Annotated in this window: 16 protein-coding genes; 2 read left to right on the top strand and 14 right to left on the bottom strand. The window is 59.6% G+C overall.

Going from position 1 to position 18483, the window contains the following annotated elements; all coding sequences use genetic code 11:
* From CKW30_RS10360 to flhA, 13 genes are all read right to left on the bottom strand, one after another.
* Window positions 1–486, bottom strand: coding sequence for a chemotaxis protein CheW (locus tag CKW30_RS10360; protein ID WP_095180727.1), 486 nt, complete (start codon window positions 484–486; stop codon window positions 1–3).
* Between the two features lie 90 nt (window positions 487–576).
* A complete protein-coding gene (locus tag CKW30_RS10355) occupies window positions 577–1530 on the bottom strand; it encodes a CheW domain-containing protein (RefSeq protein WP_095180726.1) in 954 nt (317 codons plus the stop codon).
* A 90-nt stretch (window positions 1531–1620) separates the two neighbouring features.
* Window positions 1621–2409 (bottom strand): ParA family protein, encoded by a 789-nt coding sequence (locus CKW30_RS10350; RefSeq protein WP_024012121.1) that lies wholly within the window; start codon window positions 2407–2409, stop codon window positions 1621–1623.
* A 43-nt stretch (window positions 2410–2452) separates the two neighbouring features.
* Window positions 2453–3343: a flagellar motor protein MotD gene (motD, locus tag CKW30_RS10345; RefSeq protein ID WP_016771054.1), complete on the bottom strand. Its 891-nt coding sequence runs from the start codon at window positions 3341–3343 to the stop codon at window positions 2453–2455.
* A 12-nt stretch (window positions 3344–3355) separates the two neighbouring features.
* Complete coding sequence (locus tag CKW30_RS10340; protein WP_016771055.1) at window positions 3356–4096, bottom strand: flagellar motor protein; 741 nt, start codon at window positions 4094–4096, stop codon at window positions 3356–3358.
* Window positions 4096–5241 (bottom strand): chemotaxis response regulator protein-glutamate methylesterase, encoded by a 1146-nt coding sequence (locus CKW30_RS10335; protein WP_095180725.1) that lies wholly within the window; start codon window positions 5239–5241, stop codon window positions 4096–4098. Before CKW30_RS10335 ends, CKW30_RS10340 begins: the two co-directional genes overlap by 1 nt.
* Before the next feature lie 49 nt (window positions 5242–5290).
* Window positions 5291–7576, bottom strand: coding sequence for a chemotaxis protein CheA (locus tag CKW30_RS10330; RefSeq protein ID WP_095180724.1), 2286 nt, complete (start codon window positions 7574–7576; stop codon window positions 5291–5293).
* Window positions 7577–7629: 53 nt separating this feature from the next.
* Window positions 7630–8418, bottom strand: coding sequence for a protein phosphatase CheZ (locus tag CKW30_RS10325; RefSeq protein ID WP_016771058.1), 789 nt, complete (start codon window positions 8416–8418; stop codon window positions 7630–7632).
* 18 nt (window positions 8419–8436) lie between these two features.
* Window positions 8437–8808 carry a chemotaxis response regulator CheY gene (locus tag CKW30_RS10320; RefSeq protein ID WP_024012118.1) on the bottom strand — a complete coding sequence of 124 codons (372 nt, stop codon included), beginning with the start codon at window positions 8806–8808 and terminating at the stop codon, window positions 8437–8439.
* 167 nt (window positions 8809–8975) lie between these two features.
* The gene (gene fliA / locus CKW30_RS10315) at window positions 8976–9716 is read right to left on the bottom strand and encodes an RNA polymerase sigma factor FliA (protein ID WP_016771059.1); all 741 of its coding nucleotides are present in this window, start codon (window positions 9714–9716) and stop codon (window positions 8976–8978) included.
* The gene (gene fleN, locus CKW30_RS10310) at window positions 9713–10543 is read right to left on the bottom strand and encodes a flagellar synthesis regulator FleN (protein WP_016771060.1); all 831 of its coding nucleotides are present in this window, start codon (window positions 10541–10543) and stop codon (window positions 9713–9715) included. The genes fliA and fleN overlap by 4 nt, the downstream gene beginning before the upstream one ends.
* Before the next feature lie 116 nt (window positions 10544–10659).
* Window positions 10660–12000 carry a flagellar biosynthesis protein FlhF gene (gene flhF / locus CKW30_RS10305; RefSeq protein ID WP_024012117.1) on the bottom strand — a complete coding sequence of 447 codons (1341 nt, stop codon included), beginning with the start codon at window positions 11998–12000 and terminating at the stop codon, window positions 10660–10662.
* An 11-nt stretch (window positions 12001–12011) separates the two neighbouring features.
* The gene (gene flhA / locus CKW30_RS10300) at window positions 12012–14141 is read right to left on the bottom strand and encodes a flagellar biosynthesis protein FlhA (RefSeq protein WP_016771062.1); all 2130 of its coding nucleotides are present in this window, start codon (window positions 14139–14141) and stop codon (window positions 12012–12014) included.
* A gap of 620 nt (window positions 14142–14761) precedes the next feature.
* Here flhA and CKW30_RS10295 point away from each other — a divergent pair.
* Together CKW30_RS10295 and CKW30_RS10290 are read left to right on the top strand one after the other, a co-directional pair.
* Window positions 14762–15121: a DUF6124 family protein gene (locus tag CKW30_RS10295; protein WP_095180723.1), complete on the top strand. Its 360-nt coding sequence runs from the start codon at window positions 14762–14764 to the stop codon at window positions 15119–15121.
* Window positions 15122–15410: 289 nt separating this feature from the next.
* Window positions 15411–17720, top strand: a complete 2310-nt coding sequence (locus tag CKW30_RS10290) for a hypothetical protein (protein WP_095180722.1) — start codon at window positions 15411–15413, stop codon at window positions 17718–17720.
* Between the two features lie 294 nt (window positions 17721–18014).
* Here the strand turns inward: CKW30_RS10290 and CKW30_RS10285 are convergent, their stop codons facing one another.
* On the bottom strand, window positions 18015–18251 hold the full coding sequence (locus CKW30_RS10285) for a hypothetical protein (protein ID WP_056783821.1): 237 nt from the start codon (window positions 18249–18251) through the stop codon (window positions 18015–18017).
* Between the last annotated feature and the right edge of the window lie 232 nt (window positions 18252–18483).

Genomic DNA, 18483 nt, shown 5'->3' with positions numbered 1-18483 from the left:
TCAGATGCTCTCCAGTTCCGACCATTCTTCTTCGCTCATCATCTTGTCCAGCTCGACCAGAATCAGCAGTTCGTTGTTCTTGTTGCACACGCCCTGAATGAACTTGGCCGATTCTTCGTTACCGACGTTCGGCGCGGTTTCGATTTCCGACTGACGCAGGTAAACCACTTCGGCCACGCTGTCGACCATGATGCCAACGACTTGCTTGTCGGCTTCGATGATGACGATACGGGTGTTGTCGCTGATCTCGCCGCTGTGCAGGCCGAAGCGCTGACGGGTGTCGATCACGGTGACCACGTTACCGCGCAGGTTGATGATGCCCAGCACGTAGCTCGGTGCACCCGGCACCGGCGCGATCTCGGTGTAGCGCAGCACTTCCTGCACGCGCATCACGTTGATGCCGTAGGTTTCGTTATCCAGTTTGAAGGTCACCCATTGCAGGATCGGATCTTCAGAACCTTTTGCATTCGACGCCTGATTACTCATACCCTGACCCCTCGAAAAAACCGCCCCGGGCGGTGTGTGTTCTGTGTGGTGGCATTGGAAAATGCCATCGCCTGATTGTTATGTCGGCTGCTATGTCGGTTTATGTAGCGGCTTGTTGCCACTCAAGTGCTTTGCCCCGCCGCTGGCGATCAACTCGGCCAGTGCGGATACGTCAAGCAATGCACACATGTGCTCGATCACGGTGCCGGCGAGCCATGGCCGCTGACCCCGGTGACTTCTCCATTTGATTTCATTCGGGTCCAGGCGCAACGAGCGGCTGACCTGATGCACCGCCAGCCCCCACTCGTAACCTTGTACCGAAATCACGTATTGCAGGCCCTGCCGGAAGTCATCGCGGTAACGGTCCGGCATGACCCACCGCGCGGTGTCCAGAACTTTCAGGTTGCCAGCCTGGCTCGGCAGAATGCCGAGGAACCACTCCGGCTGACCAAACAGCGGCGTCAGCTCGTGGCCGGCCAGCGAATAGATCGAGCCGAGGCACACCAGCGGCACCGCCAGGGTCAGCCCGGCAACGTCGAACAGCAAGCATTCGAAAGCATCGGCAGCCCAGGCCGGACGGCCATCGGGCTCGACCGGTGGCGGCGGGTTGTTCGGTGGCAGATGCACTTCGACCAGCGGCGAGACCAGCACCTTCGGCTCCACAATCTGCGGCGCGGGTTCTGGCTCCGGCTCGGGTTCCGGCACGGTCAATAATTGCGTTTGCAGCAGCGGCGCCAAGGTCGACAGCGGCGCACGCGGTTCGTCGATCAGCGCGACTGGCGCTTTGGCCACGGGGGCAGCAGCGGGCGCGGTAATCGGAGCGACGGATTTCTGCGCGTCGCGGGCCTGTTCTTCCAGCACCGCGGCCTGGAACTCGTCCATGGCCTCGGTGCTTTCCACCACTTCAGGCTGCGCCTGTTCGGCGACTGGCGGCGGCGCTTCGACCGGCGCAGGCAAGTCCTCGGGCAGGTCGAGCAACAGGTCTTCCAGATAGGACTGCAAGGCCTGTTGCGGACGTGACGTGAGTTTCACTGGGCGGTTCATCGGTGATCAGCGCCTGACAGGGAAACCGCGTTGTCTGCTTCGCGAGCAGGCTCGCTCCCACAGGGTTCGGGCAAGCAGATCGAAATCATCTCAGGCCACCTGCGGAACAAGTTGCTGCGCGAGCAGGTGCTTGAGCAGCGCGCGGTAGGCCAGCACGCCACGGCTCTTGCCGTCGAATTGCGAAGGCGTGACGCCCGCCCGGCTGGCGTCGCGCAGACGAGTATCGACCGGGATATAGCCGTGCCAGATGTCGTCGGGGAATTTGTCACGCAGCACGCGCAAGGTGCCCATCGAGGCCTGCGTGCGGCGGTCGAACAAAGTCGGCACGATGCTGAACGGCAACGGCTGTTTGCGCGAACGATTGATCATCGCCAGGGTGTTGACCATGCGCTCCAGACCTTTCACGGCGAGGTGTTCGGTCTGCACCGGTATCACCAGTTGCTGGCTCGCCGCGAGGGCGTTGACCATCAGCACACCGAGCAACGGCGGGCTGTCGATGATCGCGTAATCGAAGTCCTGCCACAGTTGCGCCAGACTCTTGGCGATCACCAGGCCCAAGCCACTCTGCCCCGGCGACTGCCGCTCAAGGGTGGCCAGTGCGGTGCTCGATGGCAGCAGGGAAATGCGTTCGTCGCTGGTCGACAACAGCAACTGCCCCGGCAGGCCTTGCGGCACGCTGCCCTTGTGCAGAAACAGGTCGTAGTTGCTGTGTTCCAGGCTGTCGGGGTCGTAGCCGAAATAGCTGGTCATCGAGCCGTGCGGGTCCAGATCGACCACAACCACGCGCTTGCCCGCCTCGGCCAGCAATCCGGCTAAAGCGATGGAGGATGTGGTTTTACCGACACCACCCTTTTGATTGGCGACTGCCCAGACTCTCATTCAGTTCGTTCCTCCCGGCCAGGTTGATTGGCCGAGACATGCTTCAGCGTGTTAATGCGGGCGACGGAGAATTGACGGCACTCTCGCGTCCCGGCGTCTTGACCGGGGTCGGTGCAGTTTGTGTGCCAGCGCGCTTCAACGCCGCGTCCGGTTGCGCATTGGCGGTTCCGGTGCCCGTCAGGCTGCGGCGCACATCGAGATTGCGCGACACCACCAGCACCACTCGACGGTTCTTCGCCCGGCCTTCGACCGTGGCGTTGTTGGCCACCGGCTGGAATTCGCCGTAGCCCACCGACGCCAGTCGCCCAGGGTTTACGCCCTGCATGGCGAGCATGCGCACGATGCTCGCCGAGCGCGCCGAGGACAGTTCCCAGTTGGTCGGGTACTGCGCGGTGCGGATCGGTTGATCGTCGGTGAAGCCTTCGACGTGGATCGGGTTATCGAACGGTTTGAGGATCGCCGCGACCTTGTCGATGATGTTGAACGCGATGTCGCTCGGCATGGCGTCGCCGCTACCAAACAACAGGCTGGAATTGAGCTCGATCTCGACCCACAACTCGTTGCCGCGCACGGTCATCTGGTTGGAGCTGATCAAGTCACCGAAGGCGGCACTGATGTCATCGGCGATGCTTTTCAGCGGATCGCTGGCCCCGGATATACCGGCGTCGACCTGCTCGGCATCCTTGACCAGCGGCTTGGCCGGGGTCACGGTTTTCGGTCGTTCGTCGCCGATCGGAATCGGCTTGAGCGAGCGATCGGAGTCGGTAAACACGCCGATCAGCGCTTCGGAAATGACTTTGTATTTGCCTTCGTTGATCGACGAGATCGAGTACATCACCACGAAAAACGCGAACAGCAAAGTGATGAAATCCGCGTAGGACACGAGCCAGCGCTCGTGATTGACGTGTTCTTCCTGGTGGCGACGACGAGCCATGAGGTTATTCCCTTAGTCCATGAAGCCTTGCAGCTTCAACTCAATGGAACGAGGGTTTTCACCTTCGGCGATCGACAGAATTCCTTCCAGCAACATTTCGCGATAACGCGACTGCCGCAACGCGATGGACTTGAGCTTGGCCGCGACCGGCAAGAGGATCAGGTTGGCACTGGCCACGCCGTAGATGGTCGCGACGAACGCCACGGCAATGCCGTTACCCAGTTGCGACGGATCGGCGAGGTTGCCCATCACGTGGATCAGGCCCATCACCGCACCGATGATGCCGATGGTCGGCGCGTAGCCGCCCATGCTTTCGAACACCTTGGCCGCTTCGATGTCGCGGGATTCCTGAGTGTAGAAATCCACTTCGAGAATGCTGCGAATGGCTTCCGGCTCGGCGCCGTCGACCAGCAGTTGCAGACCCTTGCGCGAATAGCTGTCAGGTTCGGCGTCAGCCACGCCTTCGAGGCCGAGCAAGCCTTCCTTGCGCGCCGTCAGGCTCCAATTGACCACGCGGTCGATGCCACCAGCCAGGTCGACACGCGGCGGAAAGAAGATCCAGCCGAGAATCTGCATGGCGCGCTTGAACGCGCTCATCGGCGATTGCAGCAGCGCAGCACCGACCGTGCCGCCCAGTACGATCAGCGCCGCCGGGCCGTTGGCCAGCGCGCCGAGGTGACCGCCTTCAAGGTAGTTGCCGCCGATGATGGCGACGAACGCCATGATGAGGCCGATTAGGCTGAGAACATCCATCAGATACACGCCTCGACGATGTGCTTGCCGATGTCGTCCAGACCATACACCGCGTCAGCAAGATCGGCTTTGACGATGGCCATCGGCATGCCGTAGATCACGCAGCTAGCTTCGTCCTGCGCCCACACCGAACTGCCGCCCTGCTTGAGCAGACGCGCGCCTTCGCGGCCGTCGGCGCCCATGCCGGTCAGTACGACTGCCAGAACTTTGTCGCCGTAGGACTTGGCTGCAGAACCGAAAGTGATATCCACACACGGCTTGTAATTCAGACGCTCGTCACCCGGCAAAATCTTCACCGCGCCACGGCCGTCGATCATCATCTGCTTGCCACCCGGCGCCAGCAGCGCCAGGCCCGGACGCAGGATGTCGCCATCCTCGGCTTCCTTGACGCTGATACGGCAGAGCTTGTCGAGACGTTCGGCAAACGCTTTGGTGAACGCCGCCGGCATGTGCTGGATCAGCACGATCGGCGCCGGGAAGTTCGCCGGCAACTGCGTCAGTACGCGTTGCAGCGCGACCGGGCCACCCGTCGAGGTGCCGATGGCAACCAGTTTGTAGGCTTTGCGTTTCGGAGCCGGCGACGAAGCGCTGGCAGCGGATGCACGGGCAGGCGCTGGCGCAGGCGCCGGACGTGCCGGGACAGGGCTGCTGTGGCTCGTGTGGCTGCCGTAGCTGGACGCTGGCGGAGCAGGCGTCGGCGCTGGCGCAGCGGCGGGAGCCGGCGCGCTGTAGGCACTGAAACGACGATTGCTGCGCGAGATGCTGTGGACTTTCTCGCACAGCAGTTGCTTGACCTTCTCGGGATTGCGCGAAATGTCTTCGAAATTCTTCGGCAGGAAATCCACCGCGCCGGCGTCCAGCGCATCGAGGGTTACCCGCGCGCCTTCGTGGGTCAGCGAGGAGAACATCAACACCGGGGTCGGGCAGCGCTGCATGATGTGCCGCACTGCCGTGATGCCGTCCATCATTGGCATCTCGTAGTCCATGGTGATCACGTCAGGCTTGAGGGCCATGGCCTGATCGATCGCCTCTTTACCGTTGGTGGCCGTGCCGACCACCTGGATGCTCGGATCCGCCGAAAGAATTTCCGAGACGCGGCGGCGGAAAAAACCCGAATCGTCCACCACCAGGACTTTGACTGCCATAAACACTCCATTAGGTGCAGCGGCGCGTCATCGCGCCGCCGCCCCGGATTCAAATACGCTTTGTGGCGTAACGCTTGAGCATGCTTGGAACATCGAGAATCAGCGCAATGCGGCCGTCACCGGTGATGGTGGCGCCGGACATGCCCGGAGTTCCCTGGAGCATTTTGCCCAATGGCTTGATGACCACTTCTTCCTGGCCGACCAGTTGATCGACGACGAAGCCGATCCGCTGAGTGCCCACCGAAAGAATCACCACATGGCCTTCACGCTGCTCTTCGTGAGCGGCGGAGCTGACCAGCCAGCGCTTGAGGTAGAACAATGGCAGCGCCTTGTCGCGCACGATCACCACTTCCTGACCGTCGACGACGTTGGTGGTCGACAGGTCGAGGTGGAAGATTTCGTTGACGTTGACCAGCGGGAACGCGAACGCCTGATTGCCGAGCATGACCATCAGCGTCGGCATGATCGCCAGGGTCAGCGGCACCTTGATGACGATCTTCGAACCCTGGCCCTTGGTCGAGTAGATGTTGATCGAACCGTTGAGCTGGGAAATCTTGGTCTTCACCACGTCCATGCCGACACCACGGCCGGACACGTCGGAGATCTCGGTCTTGGTCGAGAAACCCGGAGCGAAAATCAGGTTGTAGCACTCGGTATCGCTCAAGCGATCGGCCGCGTCCTTGTCCATCACACCGCGTTTTACCGCGATCGAACGCAGGACGTTCGGGTCCATGCCTTTGCCGTCGTCGGAGATCGACAGCAGGATATGGTCGCCTTCCTGCTCGGCCGCCAGCACCACGCGACCGCCACGGGCCTTGCCCGATGCTTCGCGTTCTTCCGGCGACTCGATGCCGTGGTCGACAGCGTTGCGCACCAAGTGGACCAGCGGGTCGGCCAGAGCCTCGACAAGGTTTTTGTCGAGGTCGGTTTCTTCGCCCACCAGTTCCAGGTTGATCTCTTTCTTGAGCTGACGTGCGAGGTCGCGAACCAGGCGCGGGAAGCGCCCGAAGACCTTCTTGATCGGCTGCATCCGCGTTTTCATCACGGCGGTCTGCAGGTCAGCGGTGACCACGTCGAGGTTCGACACGGCCTTGGACATGGCTTCGTCGCCGCTGTTGAGGCCCAGGCGCACCAGACGGTTACGCACCAGCACCAGCTCGCCGACCATGTTCATGATCTCGTCGAGCCGCGCGGTGTCGACGCGCACGGTGGTTTCCGCTTCGCTGGCCGGCTTTTCTGCCGGGGCAGCAGCTGGCGCACGGGCCGGAGCCGGTGCAGCAGCGGCGGCCGGTTTCGGCGCCTCGGCTTTCGGTTCAGGCTTGGCGGCAGGCTTCGGCGCAGCAGCGGCAGCCGGAGCTTTCGCCGTTGGCGTGGCGACGCTCGACACGGAGCCGGCTGTCGCAGCGCTGGCGTCAAACTTGCCTTTGCCGTGCAATTCGTCGAGCAGCGATTCGAATTCGTGATCGCTGATCAGATCACTGCCGGCCGCAGCGGCTGCCGGTGCAGCAGGTGCTGACGGGGCCGAAGCGATGGCCGATTCCAGCGCGTCAACGGCGAAGTTGCCCTTGCCGTGCAACTGATCGAGCAAGGCTTCGAATTCGTCGTCGGTGATGTCCGAGCTGTCACCCGCAGCAGGCGCGGCCGGAGCAGCCGGCGCTGCTGGTGCCGCCGAAGCGACCGCATCGACAGCAAACTGGCCCTTGCCGTGCAGCTGATCGAGCAGCGATTCAAATTCGGCGTCGGTGATTTCATCGCTCGCCGCCGTGTCGGCAACCGGCGCGGGCGCCACAGCAGCGGCCGGAGCCTCAGCCTGGGCCTTGACGGCATTCAGCGAGTCCAGCAGTTGTTCGAATTCGTTATCGGTGATGTCGTCCGAGGAGTCGCTTTCAACGACCAGTTCTTCGATCATCTCGGCAACCGGCGAAGCCGGGGCTTCATCCGCCGATTGCGGTTCGGCCAGACGCGCCAGCGCGGCCAGCAGTTCCGGCGTGGCAGCGGTGATCGGTGCACGCTCACGGACTTCGCTGAACATGCTGTTCACCGCGTCCAGTGCTTCGAGCACCACGTCCATCAGTTCTGCATCAACGCGACGCTCACCCTTGCGCAGGATGTCGAAGACGTTTTCGGCGATGTGACAGCACTCCACCAGCTCATTGAGCTGAAGGAAGCCGGCGCCCCCTTTTACAGTGTGGAAACCGCGAAAAATTGCATTGAGCAGATCTGCATCATCCGGGCGGCTTTCCAGCTCGACCAGTTGTTCGGACAGTTGCTCAAGAATCTCGCCGGCCTCAACCAGGAAATCCTGAAGGATCTCTTCATCGGCGCCGAAGCTCATTAATGGGGTGCTCCTACAGGTCTAAAAACCCAAAAAACCCGAATTCCGAAACTCTAGAATCCAAGGCTGGATAACAAATCGTCCACATCGTCCTGACCGGACACAACGTCTTCTCGTTTATCGGCATGAATCTGCGGACCTTCACCCTGCGAGAGATGTTTTTGTGGATCTTTTTCAGCAAGCATTGCGGCGCGGTCATGTTCGATGCCCGCAAAGCGGTCGACCTGACTGGCCATGAGCACGAGTTTGAGCAGATTGCTTTCGACTTCGGTGACCAGTTGGGTCACACGCTTGATCACTTGACCTGTGAGGTCCTGGTAATCCTGAGCCAGCAGGATGTCGTTGAGGTTGCTCGACACCGCACGGTTGTCCGTGCTGCTGCGTGACAGAAAACCGTCGACCCGGCGCGCCAGTTCACGGAACTCTTCAGCCCCGACCTCGCGACGCATGAAGCGGCCCCAATCGGCGCTCAACGTCTGCGCTTCATCAGCCAGACTGTTGACCACCGGGGTGGCGCTTTCCACCAGATCCATGGTGCGGTTGGCCGCGGCTTCCGTCAGCTTGACCACATAGCCCAGGCGTTCGGTGGCGTCGGTGATTTGCGACACTTCCTCGGCCTGCGGCATGTGCGGATCGATCTGGAAATTGACGATCGCACTGTGCAGTTCACGTGTGAGCTTGCCCACTTCCTGATACAGGCCGCGGTCACGGGTCTGATTGAGCTCATGGATCAGTTGCACCGCGTCGCCGAACTTGCCTTTTTCAAGGCTCTCGACCAGTTCGACCGCGTGTTTTTTCAGGGTCGATTCGAAATCGCCCTGTGATGATTCGTTATGCTCCATAGCTCCCCCGCGCATTCATCAGCCGATGCGTTCGAAAATCTTCTCGATTTTGTCTTTCAACGCTTGAGCCGTGAAAGGTTTGACTACGTAACCGTTCACACCGGCCTGAGCGGCCTCGATGATCTGCTCGCGCTTGGCTTCAGCAGTCACCATCAACACCGGGAGGTGCTTGAGTTTTTCATCGGCGCGCACGTGACGCAGCAGGTCGATACCGGTCATGCCCGGCATGTTCCAGTCCGTTACCAGAAAGTCGATGCTGCCGCTGTTGAGCACCGGAATGGCAGTGGTGCCATCGTCGGCCTCGACGGTGTTGGTGAACCCAAGATCGCGCAGCAGGTTCTTGATGATCCGCCGCATCGTTGAGAAGTCATCAACGATGAGGATTTTCATGTCTTTGTTCAATTCGACCTCCAAGCAGTCTTAAACGCGCCCAGCACCTGGACGCGCCACTTCAATCAATCGGCGCAGCACTTAAAGTTTGTCTGGAGCACAACGGATCGAGACCGGCGCCGTTCATCACCGCACCAGCCTCGTTTCGCAGTGTCCCCACACTGCCTTCAGCGCGCTCGCCACTCCCCCAAACGCCCCCGCAGACGGGCCGCGCACTGGCTGTGTAACTGGCTGACCCGCGATTCACTGACGCCAAGGACTTCACCGATTTCCTTGAGGTTCAGCTCTTCGTCGTAGTACAGCGCCAACACCAGTCGCTCACGCTCCGGCAAATTGGCAATCGCGTCCGCCAGCGCCGCCTGAAAGCGTTCATCTTCCAGATCGCGTGACGGCTCCATATGAGCACTGGCGCCATCCTCGTGCAGCCCTTCGTGTTCGCCGTCCTGCAAGAGGTCGTCGAAACTGAACAGGCGACTGCCCAAGGTGTCATTCAGAATCCCGTAGTAATCGTCGAGACTCAATTGGAGTTCGGCCGCAACCTCGTGATCTTTAGCGTCACGGCCGGTTTTAGCTTCAATCGAGCGAATCGCGTCGCTGACCATCCTGGTATTACGGTGAACCGAGCGTGGTGCCCAATCCCCTTTGCGCACTTCATCGAGCATCGCGCCGCGGATTCGAATGCCCGCGTACGTTTCGAAACTGGCGCCTTTGCTGGCGTCGTATTTAGTCGAGACTTCCAGCAAACCGATCATCCCGGCCTGGATCAGGTCTTCGACCTGCACGCTGGCCGGCAGGCGCGCCAGCAAGTGATAGGCAATGCGCTTGACCAGTGGCGCGTAACGCTCGATCAATTCGTATTGCGCGTCACGCGCCGACTTTTTGTAAAGATTCATGCCACTGGCGGTCATATCACAGGCCCTGCGGTTTGCTGCACGAGACGCTCGACGAAAAATTCCAGATGCCCGCGCGGGTTGGCGGGCAGCGGCCAGGTATCGACCTTCTGGGCGATGGCTTTGAAGGCCAGTGCGCACTTGGAACGGGGAAAGGCTTCGTAGACGGCGCGCTGCTTCTGCACTGCCTTGCGCACGCTTTCGTCGTATGGCACGGCGCCGACGTATTGTAGGGCGACGTCGAGGAAGCGATCCGTGACCTTGGTCAACTTGGCGAACAGGTTGCGCCCTTCTTGCGGGCTCTGCGCCATGTTGGCCAGCACGCGGAAGCGGTTCATGCCGTAGTCGCGGTTGAGCAACTTGATCAGCGCGTAAGCGTCGGTGATCGAAGTCGGCTCGTCGCAGACCACCAGCAACACCTCTTGCGCGGCACGAACGAAACTGACTACCGAGTCACCAATACCCGCAGCGGTGTCGATCACCAGCACGTCGAGATTGTCGCCGATGTCGCTGAACGCCTGGATCAGGCCGGCATGTTGCGCCGGGCTCAGGTGCACCATGCTCTGCGTGCCGGAGGCCGCCGGCACGATGCGAATCCCGCCCGGGCCTTGCAACAGCACGTCGCGCAGTTCGCAACGGCCTTCGATAACGTCGGCCAGTGTGCGCTTGGGTGTCAGCCCCAGCAGAACGTCGACGTTCGCCAGGCCCAGGTCGGCGTCCAGCAGCATGACCCGACGGCCAAGCTCTGCCAGCGCCAGCGACAAGTTCACTGACACGTTAGTCTTGCCGACGCCACCTTTGCCGCCGGTCACCGCGATCACCTGTACGGGATGCATGCTGCCCATGTTATTTCTTTACCTTGTCTTGCATAGACGGAGGCCACATTACTGGCTGCGCGTTCCTGATCGGAACAATGCGTGGCAGACCATCGATGTAGGTACAAAAACTGTTCATGATTACCTCAGCCAACCTGCTTGGTCGGGCTGTGATAGATATCAGCGAACATGTCAGCCATGGCTTCTTCGCTGGGTTCTTCCTGCATTTGCACGCTGACGGCGCGGCTGACCAATTGATGACGACGCGGCAGATGCAGATCATCCGGAATCCGTGGGCCATCGGTCAGGTACGCGACCGGCAATTCATGACTGATCGCCAGGCTCAACACTTCGCCGAGACTGGCCGTTTCATCCAGTTTAGTCAGGATGCAGCCGGCCAGCCCGCAACGCTTGTAACTGTGATAAGCGGCGGTTAGAACCTGTTTCTGGCTGGTGGTTGCCAGGACCAGATAATTTTTTGAGCGAATGCCACGCCCGGCCAGGCTCTCAAGCTGCATGCGCAACGCCGGATCACTGGCTTGCAGGCCGGCAGTATCGATCAAAACCACGCGTTTGCGTAGCAGTGGATCCAATGCCTGCACCAGCGACTGACCCGGATCGACGTGCGTTACCGGCACGTTGAGGATGCGCCCGAGGGTTTTCAATTGTTCCTGCGCGCCGATGCGGAAGCTGTCCATGCTCACCAGTGCAACGTTCTGCGCGCCGTACTTGAGCACGTAACGCGCGGCGAGCTTGGCCAGCGTCGTGGTCTTGCCCATGCCGGCGGGGCCGACCATGGCAATCACACCGCCCTCTTCCAGCGGCTCGACTTCCGGTACGGCAATCATCCGCGCCAGGTGCGCCAGCAGCATGCGCCAGGCCTGACGGGGTTCTTCGATATCGGTGATCATCGCCAACAGATCGCGCGACAGCGGGCCGGACAGGCCGATGCGCTGCAGACGGCGATACAGATTGGCCTGGGCCGGACGGCTGCCTTGCAGCTGATTCCAGGCCAGGGTGCCGAGCTGCACTTCCATCAGCTCGCGCAAGCTGTTCAATTCAAAACGCATCGAATCCAGTGCACGCGGATCGACACCCGCCGAGGCCTGCGCAGGCGCTGCGGCCGGGCGCGTCGGTGCGGCGTAGGTCGGCTCGCTCAGCGGTTCGGCAGCAGTCAGCGGCAGGCCTGCGGTCAACGGCAGCCCGGCGAACAACTGCTGATTGGTGTTGCCGTCGGCTTCGCCACGCAGGCTCAGCTCGGCCTGGGCGGTGACGATGCGCGACTGGGTCTTGCGCAGCTCGTCTTCGAGTTCCATGTTTGGAACCCGTGGCGCCAGCGCCGACAATTTGTAATCCAGAGCCGCCGTCAACTCGACGCCGCCGGCGATGCGGCGGTTGCCGATGATGGCGGCATCAGCGCCCAGCTCATCGCGAACCAGCTTCATGGCCTGACGCATATCGGCGGCGAAAAAACGCTTAACTTGCATAAACCACTACCTCAGCCGTTGGGCCCTACTGTCGCAACGATGGTCACTTGCTTGTTGTCCGGTACTTCCTGGTAGGCCAGCACATGCAGGCCTGGCACTGCGAGGCGGCCAAAGCGCGAGAGCATCGCGCGAATCGGGCCGGCTACCAGCAGGATCACCGGTTGGCCTTGCATTTCCTGACGCTGGGCCGCTTCGATCAACGAACGCTGCAGCTTCTCGGCCATGCTCGGCTCCAGCAGAACGCCCTCTTCCGAGCCTTGTCCTGCCTTCTGCAGACTATTGAGCAATATCTGTTCCAACCTTGGTTCCAATGTGATTACAGGCAGCTCGGACTCAGTGCCTACAATGCTTTGGACGATTGCACGGGATACGCCGACCCGCACAGCGGCGACCAGCGCGGCGGTATCTTGACTCTTCGCGGCGTTGTTCGCGATCGCCTCTGCGATGCTGCGGATGTCACGCACCGGCACGTGCTCGGCGAGCAGCGCTTGCAGGACCTTGAGCAACTGCGACAGCGAAACCACGCCCGGCACCAGCTCTTCCGCCAGTTTCGGCGAGCTCTTGGCCAGCAATTGCATGAGTTGCTGCACTTCCTCGTGGCCGATCAGCTCACTGGAGTGCTTGTACAGAATCTGGTTCAAGTGCGTGGCGACCACGGTGCTGGCGTCGACCACGGTGTAGCCGAGCGATTGCGCCTGGGCGCGCTGGCTGATTTCGATCCACACCGCCTCGAGGCCGAAAGCCGGATCTTTGGCGTTGATACCGTTGAGCGAGCCATACACCTGGCCGGGGTTGATCGCCAGTTCGCGGTCCGGGTAGATCTCGGCCTCGGCGAGGATCACGCCCATCAGCGTCAAGCGGTAAGCGCTCGGCGCCAGATCGAGGTTGTCGCGGATGTGCACGGTCGGCATGAGGAAGCCCAGATCCTGCGAGAGCTTCTTGCGCACGCCCTTGATCCGCGCGAGCAATTGCCCACCCTGATTGCGGTCCACCAGCGGAATCAGGCGATAGCCGACTTCCAGGCCGATCATGTCGATCGGCGTCACGTCGTCCCAGCCCAGCTCTTTGGTTTCCATGGCGCGGGCTGGCGACGGCAGCAGTTCCTGCTGACGCTTGACCTCTTCCAGCGCGACAACCTTGGCAACGTTCTGCTTTTTCCAGAACAGGTACGCGCCGCCCGCAGCCAGCGCGGCCATGCTCAGGAAGGAGAAGTGCGGCATGCCCGGCACCAGACCCATCACCGCCATCAAACCAGCGGCCACGGCCAGCGCTTTCGGCGAGGCGAACATCTGGCGGTTGATCTGCTTGCCCATGTCTTCCGAGCCGGAAGCACGGGTCACCATGATCGCCGCTGCTGTAGATAACAACAGTGATGGCAATTGCGCCACTAAACCGTCACCGATGGTCAGCAAGGCGTAAACTTTGCCCGCATCGCCGAAGCTCATGCCGTGCTGGAAGATACCCACGGCCATGCCGCCGATGAGGTTGATGAACAGAATCAGCAGGCCGGCGATGGCGTCACCACGGACAAACTTGCTGGCACCGTCCATCGAACCGTAGAACTCCGCCTCCTGGGCGACTTCCTGACGGCGCGATTTGGCCTGGTTCTGGTCAATCAAACCGGCGTTGAGGTCGGCGTCGATCGCCATTTGTTTGCCGGGCATCGCATCGAGGGTGAAACGCGCGCTCACCTCGGAAATCCGCCCGGCACCCTTGGTCACCACGACGAAGTTGATGATCATGAGGATCGCGAAGACCACGATACCGACCACGTAGTTACCGCCGATCACCACCTCACCGAAGGCCTGAATCACCTTACCGGCAGCGGCGTGGCCGTCCTGACCGTGGAGCATCACCACCCGCGTCGAGGCCACGTTCAAGGCCAGTCGCAGCAGCGTCGCCACCAGCAGAATCGTCGGGAACACGGCGAAATCCAGCGGCCGCAGCGCATACACGCAGACCAGCAGGACGACGATGGACAGGGCAATGTTGAAGGTAAAGAAGACGTCGAGCAGGAACGGCGGCACCGGCAACATCATCATCGCCAGCATGACCAGCAGCAACAACGGCACGCCCAGATTGCCTCGACTGAGGTCGGCAACGTTGGTGCGTGCTGTATTGAATAACTGAGTGCGATCCACCGGTTTTCCCCGTTCCTTTAAAGCAAACTTTTGACGCCCCGAACGGGCGCAGGGCGGCTACTGCAAGAAGCTTTCCAACTTTTGCCGGGGAATGAAATAGAGCGGTTTTACTTGGGATTTATCGGCTGATTGGGCTGGCCCCTTCGCGAGCAGGCTCGCTCCCACAGTTTGACATGCATTCCCAATCGGACATTTGGAATACGGCCCCTGTGGGAGCGAGCCTGCTCGCGAAGAGGCCTTCGAATGCGGCGCATTTTTTTCGATTTAAACGAAGCTGTTTACAAGACACCAGCAGACACGGTCTCAAGGCTACAAATCCTTGCGCCATTGCCTACAGCCAAGCCAGAATCCGCCGGCTTGTGCACCTGGGGGTCGGATTCTATTGTGGTCCGGTCGCTGACGAATCAGCGATCGGGTTTAGCGACCCGGATCTTGAATAGGTGCATCAGCGTTCCATGCTTTGTCGCGGGTTCAGTATCTGCGACTGCGCCATGGTGGCTGTATGTGGGAGACCTTCGGGTCTGCCGGGTGCCTATAACCGGTTCGCTAACCTGCGTACAGCCGCCACCTTACTGTTTAGCGACAGTGCCTGACGGCTCCACTTATATAGGAGCTTCACCATGATCAAACCCACACCCAACCCGCCCGAATCCGCCCCCACCTCCCCCTACGAATCCCTCGATTCAAAAAAACTCCACCAAGCCGCCGACCGCGCCCTCGACCACTACCTCTGCCCACCCGGCTCGACCCCACCACCGTTCAGCCCCCGCGCCATGTACGCCGTCACCGCCGACACCAAAAACGAAGACCTCCTGGCCAACGCCTGCGAAACCCTCGCCTCGGCCAAAACCATCGCCCAGGAATTCGCCGGGCTGGTCAAACCATCGCAGCGCCGAACGCTGATGGGGATTGCGCAACTGATCATGCTCGGGGAACTGGCGGTAAATCGGGTGCTGGATAATCTGGAGTTGCCTGGATGATGCGGTTCGGCTGAGTGATTCGAGTGAGAGAGCCGGCCTTTTGGCGAGCAAGCGCGCTCCCACATTTTGATCTTCTTGGATGCAAATCTTGCAGCGGCTGAAGATCCTGTCGAGTGCAGCTTGCGCGAGCTAGGCCTCTCGGCGGCGCAGGAGCGCCCACCCCTTCAGCGATACCATTGGTCGGAAAACCGTCCCCACCTGTCAGATCTGACAGGTGACGGACGCCTCGTTCTGCGTTGTGATGAACCTTGCCTGCCATTGTTCATCACCAGTGTTCGAGGAGAACAGAATGAGCGTTCAAGTCCATTCAACCGAAGCCAACGCTGCCCTGGCCTTGTATCCCGTGTACCCCCCGCAATGGATAACACCGGTGCTGCCTCCAGGTACTGCCGATGGTGGCCTTCCTCTCTCGGCATTCACTCCATCTGGGGTAGAACTTGTCATCGACCCCTTAACCGGCTTGCGGAATTGGGTCATGGCGGCTTATGACGTCGTGACTATTTTTGTCAACGGAGTCAACACCGGCATCAGCAAAACCATCTATCCCGGTGAAGAGCAGGAACGCATTCTTTTGCGCGTGCCGGCGAGTTGGTTCACAAACGGTGTCAACGATGTCCACTACAGAGTGACCCGATCCAGCGGTAACGACGCCGACTCACCCACACTCAAGCTGCTCTACAACAACCCGGCGCCTACCGTCACCGTCAGCCATCCACCCAGCGTCGCACCGGGGCAGACGGCAGTCATCACGATCACCGTCGGTTACCCACGGCCTCACGACACGGTCACGCTCACCATAGGCACCTGGAGCATCACATTTCCCGACCCCACAAGCCCGATCAACCACACCCTGACGGCTGCAGAATTGCAGTTGATAGGCGACGGCACCCATTCGGTCTTCGCCAGGGTGCGCGATCAATTGACCAACAACAATGAGTCGGCGACGACCCCGATCACTATCACCGCCAATCAGAAGGTGTACAACTCGCCGATAATCGCTGAGGCCGTGGACGGCATGCTCGACGTGGCCGCACTGAGGGGCCAGGACGCCACGCTGCGAGCACGCGACTGGACGGGAATCCAGGTCGGTCAGCAGGTGTGGTTGAAGCTCACCGGCCAGAAACCTGACGGCTCGGCGCACGTCCTGCAATTCTGGAATGGTGACACCCACAAGGTGAATGCGACCTGGGTCAGTCAGGGGTTCTGGGATAAACCGCTGCTCATAGCTTTTCTGAAAGAATTGAAAGAAGGATCGCTGTTGAAACTGGAATTCTGGGTATCGGAGGACAAGAGCAATGACTTCGCTAGCGCCACGCAGTTTCCGTATCAGGTGTATACCGTCATTGGCCTGCAACTTGTCCTGCCACCCCCAACCTTGACCCCGCCCACTGTGCCGATTGACGTTTTGGCTAATCCGGATGGAGTGAAGCTTCAGATAACAGGCTTCGCAGCAGAGAAAGACGATAAGGCTCAATTCGTCCAGGTGAACGCGCCGGCCGGTGCGCCGCCGTTTCCGGTGGTGGATTTTGTTGGTGGGATTGCAGAGATTTCATTGAGCGCTGCGTTTCTGGCGGCTTGGCATGGCAAGGCGATTGAGTTGCGGTGGGATTTGATTCGTACCGGAGTTCCGGCTGGAGAATCACCAACAGTCAGGTTTGATGTCATGACAATCGCTGATGGAGACCCGCGTTTGCCGACACCCGTAATTCTCCAAGCAATTGGGCCGGACGGAGGAAAAGTACTTGATTTATCGACTTTTGATGGCGATGCGACTGTGACAGTCGATACCTGGACAGCCATGGCAAAGGGACAAAAGTTCTGGCTGCTTTGCGTAGGAAAAAAAGATGATGGATCGGACTACGAAATTTCGTTGGCTAATGGAATTGAAATTGAAATGCCAGGTAAATTGAGCAGAACGCTTTTGCGTTCGGAACTAGACCGCCTTGTTGATGGATCTCTTCGCGTGGACATTAGTGTTGGATTCAGCACCAACGGGGACAAAAACGAAGCTACTCTGTTCCCTAGTCTAAATGTAGGCCTCAAGGTACGTGCAAAACTCATCATAGATGATTCACCTTTAGAGTTGTCAGGCAGGACAGTGTCAATCGTGAATACCAGTGGTCAGTACATCGATAGATGGCGCCTTACGGGTGTTCATCCGTCTGGAGCCTCAGCAAATCGTCAAGCGTCAGGAGGAGTGGGTCAAATTACTTATCAATCGGATAATCCAAAAATCGCAAACGTCAATGACGTCGGGTTAATCTGGAGTGAAGGTAATGGCAGCACCACCATCAATGTAAGAGATAGCTCAGGCCAACATGCCTCAATTTCTGTTTCTGTAAGCAACGTCGAACAATGCATTGTCTCACCATCACTTATAGCTGATTCAAAGATTGATCAGTGGGTCAATGCGAATGGCCGTGCTGTAAAAACGTCAGACCTGGTTTTGTTCCGGACTAAATTTTTTGTGACTCAGTTCGCTGGCTATGGAATTCGCTCAGACGTTAGTTTGTATTGGGGGTTGTACAACGAAGGACAAGGGTGGAGAGAGCATGCTTATCATTCTAGCCCTGGACACACTGTCTTGTGTTTGCGGTAGTGAGTCGACGCTTCGCCTCATCAGAATTGAGAGAAAAGGGGACAGGAGTAAAGGGAACGGATTTATTTAACCAGTGATCTAGAACAGCGGGGCTTGAACTTGGTTGTTTTCCTGACCGGGATGACCCCTTAGCAAGCAGGCTCACTTTCGACGGTTGATCGCATTACAAGTGGAATCAAGTTTGCTCGCGAAGGCTGACTGGCAGGCAATAATCGCCCAAAAAAACCGCCGCTGCGCATCAATCGGGACGGCGGTTTTCTTTTCAGGTGTTTGGCGATGAGGGCAAACTGCCGGTCAATACCGAAGGATTTTCACTTTCCCATTTTTGGTCCTGGGCAATTCGAACTCGACTTCGCCGCCCACTTTGATCTTCGCCTGCAAGGCCTCAGCCAATGGAATGCTGAACCGGTACTCTTTGGCCGTCAGAAAAAAACCCGTGGCTTCGGCAAAGGACAGGCATCGTCCCGAGGGCTTCGGCGTGATGGTGCCTTTGCCGGTTTTTTCATCGTAGCTGCTGAAAATACCTTTCATGGTCGCGCTCCCTTGCACTCGCTCGACTGACCGCGCCAGTGCGCGGCAGCATCTTGCATCAAACTGCAAAATCACGACGAGCACACCTGTCAGAGTTGACAGTAAAGGGAGGCCTCAGACCAATGGCTGCGCAGCAGCATCAAGAATCCCGACGCAAATCCGGCATCTCAAGCAGCATGACATTCTTGGCCAAAGCGATTTCGCGGACTTTCAAGGTGATGAATTCGCTGCC

Origin of the sequence: Pseudomonas sp. Irchel 3F6 (assembly GCF_900187595.1) — a bacterium.
Taxonomy (GTDB): domain Bacteria; phylum Pseudomonadota; class Gammaproteobacteria; order Pseudomonadales; family Pseudomonadaceae; genus Aquipseudomonas; species Aquipseudomonas siliginis.
Note: the sequence above shows the minus strand (reverse complement) of the source record. Positions and strands in the feature narration are given on the sequence as shown.

What these genes read in the sequence shown, in the direction of transcription:
- CKW30_RS10360 (WP_095180727.1), bottom strand. Translation starts at nt 486, where the DNA reads ATGAGTAATCAGGCGTCGAATGCAAAAGGTTCTGAAGATCCGATCCTG.
- CKW30_RS10355 (WP_095180726.1), bottom strand. Translation starts at nt 1,530, where the DNA reads ATGAACCGCCCAGTGAAACTCACGTCACGTCCGCAACAGGCCTTGCAG.
- CKW30_RS10350 (WP_024012121.1), bottom strand. Translation starts at nt 2,409, where the DNA reads ATGAGAGTCTGGGCAGTCGCCAATCAAAAGGGTGGTGTCGGTAAAACC.
- motD (WP_016771054.1), bottom strand. Translation starts at nt 3,343, where the DNA reads ATGGCTCGTCGTCGCCACCAGGAAGAACACGTCAATCACGAGCGCTGG.
- CKW30_RS10340 (WP_016771055.1), bottom strand. Translation starts at nt 4,096, where the DNA reads ATGGATGTTCTCAGCCTAATCGGCCTCATCATGGCGTTCGTCGCCATC.
- CKW30_RS10335 (WP_095180725.1), bottom strand. Translation starts at nt 5,241, where the DNA reads ATGGCAGTCAAAGTCCTGGTGGTGGACGATTCGGGTTTTTTCCGCCGC.
- CKW30_RS10330 (WP_095180724.1), bottom strand. Translation starts at nt 7,576, where the DNA reads ATGAGCTTCGGCGCCGATGAAGAGATCCTTCAGGATTTCCTGGTTGAG.
- CKW30_RS10325 (WP_016771058.1), bottom strand. Translation starts at nt 8,418, where the DNA reads ATGGAGCATAACGAATCATCACAGGGCGATTTCGAATCGACCCTGAAA.
- CKW30_RS10320 (WP_024012118.1), bottom strand. Translation starts at nt 8,808, where the DNA reads ATGAAAATCCTCATCGTTGATGACTTCTCAACGATGCGGCGGATCATC.
- fliA (WP_016771059.1), bottom strand. Translation starts at nt 9,716, where the DNA reads ATGACCGCCAGTGGCATGAATCTTTACAAAAAGTCGGCGCGTGACGCG.
- fleN (WP_016771060.1), bottom strand. Translation starts at nt 10,543, where the DNA reads ATGGGCAGCATGCATCCCGTACAGGTGATCGCGGTGACCGGCGGCAAA.
- flhF (WP_024012117.1), bottom strand. Translation starts at nt 12,000, where the DNA reads ATGCAAGTTAAGCGTTTTTTCGCCGCCGATATGCGTCAGGCCATGAAG.
- CKW30_RS10295 (WP_095180723.1), top strand. Translation starts at nt 14,762, where the DNA reads ATGATCAAACCCACACCCAACCCGCCCGAATCCGCCCCCACCTCCCCC.
- CKW30_RS10290 (WP_095180722.1), top strand. Translation starts at nt 15,411, where the DNA reads ATGAGCGTTCAAGTCCATTCAACCGAAGCCAACGCTGCCCTGGCCTTG.
- CKW30_RS10285 (WP_056783821.1), bottom strand. Translation starts at nt 18,251, where the DNA reads ATGAAAGGTATTTTCAGCAGCTACGATGAAAAAACCGGCAAAGGCACC.